Here is a 262-nt window from a genome sequence, read left to right on the forward strand (position 1 = left end):
GTTCCGCATGGCTGCAAAGAAAGCCACTTCCGGCCAGCCTGGCGGTTTGCAGAACTTCGTTGAAGTGATGATCGAATTCGTCGACACCAGCGTTAAGGACAGCTTCCACGGCCGCAACAAGGTTATCGCGCCCCTGGCTCTGACCATTTTCGTCTGGGTGTTCCTGATGAACGCCGTCGACCTGGTGCCTGTGGACTGGATTCCACAACTGGCCATCTTGATCTCCGGCGATCACCACATTCCTTTCCGCGCTGTATCCACC

General features: G+C 56.5%; 1 protein-coding gene. It reads left to right on the plus strand.

Features of this window, described 5'->3' with window-relative positions; translation table 11 throughout:
- On the plus strand, window positions 1-262 hold a 262-nt coding region (locus tag AC0IW9_RS31065), incomplete at both ends, for a F0F1 ATP synthase subunit A (RefSeq protein ID WP_471652151.1).

This window comes from Belnapia sp. AC561 (assembly GCF_979252845.1).